We start from the raw sequence: 8744 nt of genomic DNA on the forward strand, positions 1-8744 counted from the left end.
ATTGTCCGGGCGGGGCGGGCCATGGCTAGATACCGGTCAAAGGAGACAGGCCATGAATCTGACTTGGACGCCCGAAGAGCGCCAGTTTCGTGAGACGGTGCGCGCGTTTGCCGCCGACCGATTGCCCGCGGACATCCGCGACAAGGTGCGCCGCCATCAGCGGCTGGAGCGGGACGATTACGTGCGGTGGCACAACCTCCTGGCCGACCAGGGCTGGGGCGCGCCCAATTGGCCCGTGGAACACGGCGGCACCGGCTGGAACGCGTTGCAGCGGCTGATCTTCGAAGTGGAATGCTTCAAGGCCGGCGCGCCGCGGCTGCTGCCGTTCGGCCTGTCGATGATCGGCCCGGTATTGATGAAGTACGGCAGCGCCGCGCAGCAGGCGCGCTTTCTGCCGCGCATGGCGCGGGTGCAGGACTGGTGGTGCCAGGGTTATTCCGAACCGGGCTCCGGGTCGGACCTGGCGTCGCTCAAGACCCGCGCGGTGCGCGACGGCAACGAGTACGTCGTCAACGGCCAGAAGACCTGGACCACGCTGGCGCAGTACGCCGACTGGATGTTCTGCCTGGTGCGCACCGATCCCGACGCGCGGGCCCAGCGCGGCATTTCGATGCTGCTGCTGGACATGCGCGCACCCGGCGTCACGGTACGCCCAATTCGCACGCTCGACGGCGGCCACGACGTCAACGAGGTGTGGCTGGAAAACGTGCGGGTGCCTGTGGAAAACCGGGTGGGCGAAGAAAACCACGGCTGGACCTACGCCAAATACCTGCTGGGCCACGAACGCACCGGCATCGCCGGTCTGGGCCATTGCCATCGCGAACTCGACATCCTGAAGGGCATGGCCGCCCGAGCCACCTCGCGGGGCCGGCCGCTGCTGGCCGACAGCCGCATGCGCGACCGCATTTCGCGCATCGAGGTCGACATCATGGCGCTGGAGATGCTGCTGCTGCGCGTGGCGGCCAGCAACGACGGTACGCCGGGGCCGGAGGCGTCGGTGCTGAAGATACGCGGCTCCGAGATCCAGCAGGACCTGGCGATGCTGCAGATGGAAGTGGCCGGCCCCGACGCCTGGCCCTATGACCCGGCCTGGATGCTGGCTGACGCCGACTGGCACGGGCCCGGCCCCGAGATGGCCGCCGCCGCAGGCGCCGGCTACGCCGATATGCGCAAGACCTCGATCTACGGCGGCACCACCGAAGTGCAGAAGGGCATCATCGCCCGGCTGGTGCTGGGCCTGTAGGCCGCCGCCATTCGCCCAAGGAACACGACGCATGGATTTCCTCTATACCGAAGAACAGCGCATGCTGGCCGACAGCCTGCGCCGCCTGGTGGACCAGGCATGGACCCGGCCGCAACGCCGTGCCCGCGAAACGGCGGGGCGGCTCGATGCCCGTGCCTGGGCCGCACTGGCCGACGTGGGCGTGCTGGGCCTGACCATTGCGCAGGACGCGGGCGGCTTTGGCGAAGTGCCCGCCAGCCTGCTGCCCGTGCATGTGGAACTGGGCCGCGGCCTGGTGGCCGAGCCGGTCATTTCCAGCGCGGTGATGGGCGCCGCCTTGATCCAGGCCTGCGGCGGGCAGGCGCGCCAGCGTTGGCTGCCCGGCATTGCCTCGGGCGAATGCGTGGTCAGCGTGGCCTGGCAGGAACCGGGGCGGCGTTATGAGGCAACGCCCGACGTCTGCCAAGCCGTGAGCAACGGGGCGGGCTGGCGGCTGGATGGCGCCAAGCACCTGGTGTGGCACGGTGCGGCCGCGCAGGCCTGGTGGGTCAGCGCACGCGACGAAAGCGGCGCGACCGTGTTGCTGGCGGTGCCGGCGGACGCCGCGGGCGTGCGCGTCACCGATACGCCGACGCTGGACGGGGCGCGCTGCGCGCGGCTGGATTTCGCGGGCGTCGCCTTGCCGGCGGACGCCCTGCTGGCGCAAGGCGCACAGGCCGACGCGGCCTTGGCCGAGGCGCTGCAATGGGGCACGGCCGCGCTGTGCGCGCACGCCGCCGGTGCCATGGAGCGTCTGTTGGAAATCACCGTGGACTACCTGAAGACGCGCCAGCAGTTCGGCCAGCCGCTGGCCTCGTTCCAGGCGTTGCAGCATCGCCTGGCCGAGATGCTGGTGGCCAAGGAACTGGCGCTGTCCATGGCCTATGTGGCGGTGGCGGCGCTGACCGAGCCGGACGCCGCCCAGCGCCGCCGCATGCTGGCCTCGGCCAAGCTGGAAGCCGCGCGCGCCGGCCGTCAGGTCGCGCAGATGGCGGTGCAGCTGCATGGCGGCATGGGCATGACGGACGAGCTGGAGGTAGGCGACTACTTCAAGCGCCTGACGGTGGTGGACCTGCTGCTGGGCGACAGCGCCGAGCAATTGGCCGTGCTGGAGGAATTGGCATGACGCCCACATCATCGGAAGCCGCAGACATGCGCACCACCCATTCCGATGCCAGCGCGTCCCGCGCCGGCTACACGCAGATCCGCTTCGTGCTGGACCAGGGCGTGGGCGTCATCACGCTGGACCGTCCCGAACGGCTGAACAGCTTCACCGCCGTGATGCACGCCGAACTGGCGCGGGCGCTGGATGAGCTGGAGGCGCACGCCGGCCTGCGCGGCGTGGTCATCACCGGCGCCGGCCGCGGCTTTTGCGCCGGCCAGGACCTGGGCGAGCGCAAACCGCCCGAAGACGGCAGCCGGCGCGACCTGAGCGAAATCCTGGCCAAGTCGTATCGTCCGCTGATCATGCGCTTGCGCGCGCTGCCGGTGCCGGTGGTGTGCGTGATGAACGGCGTGGCCGCCGGCGCGGGCGCCAGCCTGGTGCTGGCCTGCGACGTGGTGTTTGCGGTGGAGTCTGCCCGCTTCATCCAGGCGTTCAGCAAGATCGGCCTGTTGCCCGATGCCGGCGGCACGTGGTTCCTGCCGCGCCTGGTGGGCTCGGCGCGGGCCATGGGCGCGGCCTTGTTCGGCGAAGCCGTCAGCGCGCGGCAGGCCGAAGCGTGGGGCCTGATCTGGCGGGTGGTGCCGGACGAGGCCCTGGCCGACACGCTGGCCGAGGTGACCGCCACGCTGGCGGCGGGGCCGACGCGGGCCTACGGCGCCACCAAGGCGGCGCTGCATGCGTCCAGCGGCCATACGCTGGCCGAGCAGTTCGACCTGGAGTGCAGGCTGCAGCGCGAGCTGGGCTACACCGACGACTACCTGGAAGGCATGCAGGCGTTCGCGCAGAAACGCGTGCCGGCTTTCAAGGGGCGTTGATATCGCAGCAGGGGACGACGTGAGCGGAGCGGGATCAGAGCCAGCCCTGGATCAGGCCGCGGGTGTGGCCTCGCCGGGCTGCCGGATCTGCTCGATCAGTTCGCGTGCACAGCCGGGCAGGGCGTCGATGTCGCGCACCAGCAGCTTGCGTTCACGCACCACCCAGGGTTCGTCCAGCTCCACCACGCGCAGCTTCATTTCCGTGCCGTAGCGGCGCGCGGCCGAGTCGGGAATGACGCCCACGCCGACGCCCGCCTGCACCATGCGGCAGATGGAATCGAAGCTGTAGAGCTGGATGCGCTGGGGCAGCCGCTGGCCGATGCGCTCCAACTGATCGCGCAGAAACGCCACCAGGGTCGAGCCTTCGTGCATGGTGATGAACGGGTAGCGCACGGCATCGGCCAGCTTGACCTTGTCTTGCGCTTGCAGCGCGTGGCCGTTGGGCACCACCAGCACCAGGCGGTCGGTGCTGAAATGAATCGTCTGCAGTTCGGGCGCGTCGACCGGGCCGGCCACGATGCCCAGGTCGGTGGTGCCGTCCAGCACGCCGCGCACGATGTCACGCGTCAGGCGTTCCTGCAGGTCCACCGTCACGCCCGGGTGGCCCGACAGGAAGTGCGCCAGGATGTCGGGCATGAACTCCGTGACAGCGGTGGTGTTGGCGAAAATGCGGATATGGCCCGCGTCGCCGTCGGCCTGTTCCTGGAAATCGTGCTTCAGGTGGTCGACCTGGCGCATGATGACCCGGGCGTGCTGCAGCAGCCGCTGCCCGGCAGGGGTGATTTCCACGCCGCGGCTGTCGCGGTACAACAGGCGGGTATTGAGCTGGTTTTCCAGCGCCTTGATGCGCACGCTGACCGCGGCCAGCGACAGGTGCGCCCGCTTGGCGGCCTGCGTCAGGCTGGGAGACTCGGCGATGTGGATGAACAGGCGTAGGTCGGCAAGGTCGAAGTGCATGGCGCCTATATTACGGCGGCGGGCGCGGGGCGCACGATTCATGCGCCGCAAACCCCGCCTTGAGGAAAAACGAATTCACAGCCTGCGCGGCTTGCGGGATGCTACCCGTCAACCCCTATGACAAGGATATCGGCATGACATCGACAGACCCGGCCGCCTGGATCGGCAGCGGCGAGCGCCAGGCGGATGCGCTGGACCCCGGCCACGCCGCCCGCATCGCCGCCACGCTGGGCGGCCCGGCGCCTGCGCAAGGCGACCCCTTGCCGCCCCTGTGGCAGTGGGCGTTCTTCATCAGCACCGTGGGCCTGGACGGCTTGGGGACGGATGGCCACCCCGCGCGCGGCGGCTTCCTGCCCCCGGCGCACGACCGCAACCGCATGTGGGCCGGCGGCCGGGTGCAATTCCTGCAACCCCTGCGCGTCGGCGTGCCGGCCGAGCGCATCTCGGCCGTGGCGGATGTGAAGGAAAAGGCTGGCCGCAGCGGCGCGCTGCTGTTCGTCACCGTGCGCCACGAATACCGCCAGCAAGGCGAGCTGGCCATCCTGGAAGAACAGGACATCGTCTACCGCCAGCCCACGCCGCCCAAGCTGACCGGCACCGAGCCCGCGCCCCAGGCGCAATGGCGCGACCCGGTCGAGCCGTCGGCGGTGCTGCTGTTCCGCTATTCGGCCGTGACGTTCAACGGCCACCGCATCCACTACGACCATCCCTACGTCACCGGCACCGAGGGCTACCCCGGCCTGGTGGTGCATGGGCCGCTGATCGCCACCGAGATGGTCGCCGCGTTCCAGCGCGCCCATCCCAAGGCCCGGCCCACGCACCTGACCTACCGCGGCCTGCGCCCGCTGATCTCGCCCGCGCCGTTCCACGTGGCCGGCCGCATCGAGCAAGCCGGCGTGGCCCAGCTGTGGGCCGAGCAGGACGGCACGCTGGCCCACCAAGCCGAACTGAGGTTCACCGAATGAGCAACCCGGCCCCCCGCCCGCTGGACGGCATTACCGTCGTCAGCCTCGAACACGCCATCGCCGCGCCGTTCTGCACCCGCCAACTGGCCGACATGGGCGCGCGCGTCATCAAGATCGAACGCCCCGGCGCCGGCGACTTCGCCCGCGGCTACGACGAGCGCGTGCGCGGCCTGTCGTCGCACTTCGTCTGGACCAACCGGTCCAAGGAAAGCCTGACGCTCGACCTCAAGCGCGACGAAGCCGGCGACATCATGGACCGCCTGCTGCAACAGGCCGACGTGCTGGTCCAGAACCTGGCGCCCGGTGCCGCGGCCCGGCTGGGCCTGTCGTTCGAGGCGCTGCACGCCAGGTATCCGCGCCTGATCGTCTGCGATATCTCCGGCTATGGCGAAGGCGGCCCCTACCAGGATAAAAAGGCCTACGACCTCCTGATCCAGAGCGAAAGCGGCTTTCTGTCGGTCACCGGCACGGCCGACGATCCGGTCAAGGCCGGCTGTTCCATCGCCGACATCTCCGCCGGCATGTACGCCTATTCGGCCATTCTCAATGCGCTGCTGCTGCGCCAGAAAACGGGCCTGGGCAGCCGGCTCGATGTCTCCATGCTGGAAAGCATGGTCGAATGGATGGGCTTTCCGATGTACTACGCGTTCGAAGGCGCAGCGCCGCCCGTGCGCGCCGGCGCGGCCCATGCGTCCATCTACCCGTACGGCCCGTTTCCCACCGGTGACGGCAACACCATCATGCTGGGCCTGCAGAACGAACGCGAATGGCGCGTGTTCTGCGCCCAGGTGCTGCGCCAGGCCGAACTGGCCGAAGATGCGCGCTTTGCCTCGAATTCGCTGCGCACCGCCAACCGCGACGCCTTGCGGGGGCTGATCGTGGCGGCCTTTGCCGACCTGTCGGTGCAGCAGGTCACCGACCGCCTCGAAGACGCCCAGATCGCCAATGCGCGCGTCAACGACATGGCCGGCGTGTGGGCGCACCCGCAGTTGCAGGCGCGGTCGCGCTGGAGCCTGGTCGACAGCCCGGCCGGCGCGCTGCCGGCGCTGCTGCCGCCGGCCAGCAGCAACGCCTTCGCGCCGCGCATGGCGGCCGTGCCCGCCGTGGGCCAAAACACGGATGCAGTGCTAGCATCTCTGGGATACGCGCCGGATCAGGTGGCGCAATTCCATGCCTCGGAGGTCGTGTGATGCATCCCGTCGTTCGTACCGCGCTGTTCGTGCCGGCCTCGCGCCCCGAGCGTATTCCCAAGGCCCTGGCCGCGGGCGCCGACGCCGTGATCGTCGACCTGGAAGACGCGGTCGAACACCTGGCCAAGGCCTCGGCTCGCGAAGCCCTGTGCGACTTCCTGGGCACGCACCCGCAGGCGCGGGTGTGGGTGCGCATCAACGATGCGTCCACCTCGTGGCACGATGACGACCTCAAAGCCTGCCGCGGCCGGCCGGCGGTGGCGGGCATTCTGCTGCCCAAGGCCGAAAGCCTGGCCCAGGTGCGCCATGTGGCGCAGACCGGGTTGCCCGTCATCCCCATCATTGAAACCGCGCGCGGCGTGCTCAACGCCGCCGAGGTCGCCGGCACCCCCGGCGTGGCCCGGCTGGCCTTTGGCAGCCTCGATTACGGCCTGGACCTGGGCCTGGCACCCGATACCGACGGCGCGCAGATCGTGCTGGACCAGGCCCGGGTGCAGGTGCTGCTGCAGACGCGCGCGGCCGGGCTGGCGCCCGCGCTGGACGGCGTGTTCGCGGGGGTCGAAGATCACGCCGGGCTGTCGCGCGCCGCTGCGCGCGCGCAGCAGATGGGCTTTGGCGGCATGCTGTGCATTCATCCCGCGCAGGTCCCCGTCATCCACGCGGCGTTCGCGCCCGACCCGGCCGAACTGGCCTGGGCCCGCCGCGTCGTCGACGCCCACCGCGACAAGTCCACCGGCACCTTCATGCTGGACGGCAAGATGGTGGACGCGCCTGTCATCACCCGCGCGCGCCGCGTGCTGGCGCAGGCCGGGGAAGCCATCGGCGGTTGATGAACCCATGAGCGAAGCGCTGTTCATCGGACATACCTACATCGACGTCACCGTGCTGGCCGACGAATGGCCCACCGGCGATGACAAGAGCGTGGCGCGCGATTACGCCGTATCGTTCGGCGGCAATGCCGTCACCGCGGCGTTCGCCTGCGGCAAGCTCGGTACCCCGCCCGACCTGGTGTGCTCGCTGGCGCCCGACTGGCTGGGCCACATGTACACCGACATGGCCGCCGCGCATGGCGTGACGCTGCACGGCCGCCAGGTGCGCCGCTCGTCGCTGTCGTTCATCATGCCCAACCACGGCAAGCGCGCCATCGTGCGGGCGCGCGATACCGACTACCTGAACGACTTTCCGCGCCTGGACGTGTCTGGCTACCGCGCGCTGCACCTGGACGGCCATCAGCCCGACGCCGCGCTGCACTATGCGCGCGCCTGCCGCCAGGCCGGCATCCTGACGTCGCTGGACGGCGGCGGGGTGCGCGAGAACACGGATGAGTTGCTGCGCCATATCGACGTGGCCGTATGCGCCGAGCGTATGTGCGAACAAGTGGGCCTGTCGCCGCAAGGCCTGTTGGACCTGCTGCGCCAGCGCGGCTGCCGCATCGGCGCGGTGACGATGGGCGAGCGCGGCATGCTCTGGTACGACGAAAGCGGCACCGTCGACACGCTGCCGTCGCTGGACGTGCCCGCCGCGCGCATCGTCGATACCTCGGGCGCGGGCGACGTGTTCCACGGCGCCTATGTGTGGTCGTACCTGAACCGGCCCGAACTGCCCTGGAAAGAACACTTCACTTTCGCGCGCGCCGCGTCGGCGCACAAGATCCAGCACCTGGGCAACGAGGCGGGCCTGCCCACGGTGAGCGATGTCGAACGCGCCATGCTGGCGTTCACACCCAAGGCCTAGCGGCCCGCGTCCGGTTCACGGAAAGGCGGGCAGGGGGCGGGGCAGCAAAAAATCAGGGGAATGCGCGGCCGGAACCGGCCGCGCCACATTCAGGCAATACGTTCTCAGGCAATGCGTTCGATCGGCTGGTCGGTGATCTCGTCCAGCCAGGCATCGAGGCTGCGGCCGGCCAGCGTCAGCGTGGGCGCCAGGTCGCGCAGCGGGCGCAGCACGAAGGCGCGTAATGGCATGCGGGGGTGGGGCAGCACCAGGCGTTCGTGCGCCATCGTCGTGTCGCCATGCAGCAGCAGATCCAGGTCCAGCGTGCGGGGGGCGTTCTTGTAGGGGCGCTCGCGGCCGTGGCGCTGTTCCAGCGCTTGCAGCAGGTCCAGCAGGGCCAGCGGCGCCAGGCTGGTGTCCAGCGCTGCGACGGCGTTGACGAAATCCGGCCCGGTGGCGTCTACCGGGGCGCTGCGGTAGAACGGTGACGCGGTGACCGCGTCGATGCCGTCCGCGCCGGCCAGCTCGGCCAGCACGGTGCGCAAGGTGGCCGCGCTGTCGCCCAGGTTGGCGCCCAGCCCGATGTAGGCGCGCACGGGGGCGGCCATGGCCTTATTCGGCGGACCCGGCGCCGCCGCTGGCGGCACGCGAGCTGGGACGGCGGCGCGGGCGGCGCTT

General features: G+C 70.0%; 9 protein-coding genes. 7 read left to right on the forward strand and 2 right to left on the reverse strand.

Features of this window, described 5'->3' with window-relative positions; genetic code table 11:
- Positions 1-52 precede the first annotated feature (52 nt).
- From HV798_RS29455 to paaG, 3 genes are read left to right on the forward strand one after another with little or no spacing between them, the layout of a single operon-like run.
- Complete coding sequence (locus tag HV798_RS29455) at positions 53-1243, forward strand: acyl-CoA dehydrogenase family protein (RefSeq protein ID WP_175190744.1); 1191 nt, start codon at positions 53-55, stop codon at positions 1241-1243.
- A 31-nt stretch (positions 1244-1274) separates the two neighbouring features.
- Positions 1275-2387, forward strand: coding sequence for an acyl-CoA dehydrogenase family protein (locus tag HV798_RS29460; RefSeq protein WP_175190745.1), 1113 nt, complete (start codon positions 1275-1277; stop codon positions 2385-2387).
- Positions 2388-2413: 26 nt separating this feature from the next.
- Positions 2414-3241 carry a 2-(1,2-epoxy-1,2-dihydrophenyl)acetyl-CoA isomerase PaaG gene (gene paaG / locus HV798_RS29465; protein ID WP_175191103.1) on the forward strand — a complete coding sequence of 276 codons (828 nt, stop codon included), beginning with the start codon at positions 2414-2416 and terminating at the stop codon, positions 3239-3241.
- Between the two features lie 51 nt (positions 3242-3292).
- Here the strand turns inward: paaG and HV798_RS29470 are convergent, their stop codons facing one another.
- On the reverse strand, positions 3293-4198 hold the full coding sequence (locus HV798_RS29470) for a LysR family transcriptional regulator (protein ID WP_175190746.1): 906 nt from the start codon (positions 4196-4198) through the stop codon (positions 3293-3295).
- 134 nt (positions 4199-4332) lie between these two features.
- Between HV798_RS29470 and HV798_RS29475 the strand changes: the two genes are divergently transcribed.
- Genes HV798_RS29475 through HV798_RS29490 form a run of 4 tightly spaced genes read left to right on the forward strand, consistent with a single transcriptional unit; the run spans position 4333 to position 8087 of the window.
- Positions 4333-5163, forward strand: coding sequence for an HTD2 family dehydratase (locus HV798_RS29475; protein ID WP_175190747.1), 831 nt, complete (start codon positions 4333-4335; stop codon positions 5161-5163).
- Complete coding sequence (locus HV798_RS29480; RefSeq protein WP_175190748.1) at positions 5160-6353, forward strand: CaiB/BaiF CoA transferase family protein; 1194 nt, start codon at positions 5160-5162, stop codon at positions 6351-6353. Before HV798_RS29475 ends, HV798_RS29480 begins: the two co-directional genes overlap by 4 nt.
- On the forward strand, positions 6350-7183 hold the full coding sequence (locus HV798_RS29485; protein ID WP_175190749.1) for an HpcH/HpaI aldolase/citrate lyase family protein: 834 nt from the start codon (positions 6350-6352) through the stop codon (positions 7181-7183). The genes HV798_RS29480 and HV798_RS29485 overlap by 4 nt, the downstream gene beginning before the upstream one ends.
- A gap of 7 nt (positions 7184-7190) precedes the next feature.
- Positions 7191-8087 carry a sugar kinase gene (locus HV798_RS29490; protein WP_175190750.1) on the forward strand — a complete coding sequence of 299 codons (897 nt, stop codon included), beginning with the start codon at positions 7191-7193 and terminating at the stop codon, positions 8085-8087.
- Between the two features lie 104 nt (positions 8088-8191).
- Here the strand turns inward: HV798_RS29490 and HV798_RS29495 are convergent, their stop codons facing one another.
- Complete coding sequence (locus tag HV798_RS29495; RefSeq protein ID WP_175190751.1) at positions 8192-8674, reverse strand: 2-amino-4-hydroxy-6-hydroxymethyldihydropteridine diphosphokinase; 483 nt, start codon at positions 8672-8674, stop codon at positions 8192-8194.
- Between the last annotated feature and the right edge of the window lie 70 nt (positions 8675-8744).

This window comes from Achromobacter deleyi, from assembly GCF_902859705.1.
Classification (GTDB): domain Bacteria; phylum Pseudomonadota; class Gammaproteobacteria; order Burkholderiales; family Burkholderiaceae_B; genus Achromobacter; species Achromobacter deleyi.

Coding starts and splice junctions, on each gene's coding strand:
- HV798_RS29475 (WP_175190747.1), top strand. CDS start 4,333: ATGACATCGACAGACCCGGCCGCCTGGATCGGCAGCGGCGAGCGCCAG.
- HV798_RS29460 (WP_175190745.1), top strand. CDS start 1,275: ATGGATTTCCTCTATACCGAAGAACAGCGCATGCTGGCCGACAGCCTG.
- HV798_RS29495 (WP_175190751.1), bottom strand. CDS start 8,674: ATGGCCGCCCCCGTGCGCGCCTACATCGGGCTGGGCGCCAACCTGGGC.
- HV798_RS29455 (WP_175190744.1), top strand. CDS start 53: ATGAATCTGACTTGGACGCCCGAAGAGCGCCAGTTTCGTGAGACGGTG.
- HV798_RS29470 (WP_175190746.1), bottom strand. CDS start 4,198: ATGCACTTCGACCTTGCCGACCTACGCCTGTTCATCCACATCGCCGAG.
- paaG (WP_175191103.1), top strand. CDS start 2,414: ATGCGCACCACCCATTCCGATGCCAGCGCGTCCCGCGCCGGCTACACG.
- HV798_RS29490 (WP_175190750.1), top strand. CDS start 7,191: ATGAGCGAAGCGCTGTTCATCGGACATACCTACATCGACGTCACCGTG.
- HV798_RS29480 (WP_175190748.1), top strand. CDS start 5,160: ATGAGCAACCCGGCCCCCCGCCCGCTGGACGGCATTACCGTCGTCAGC.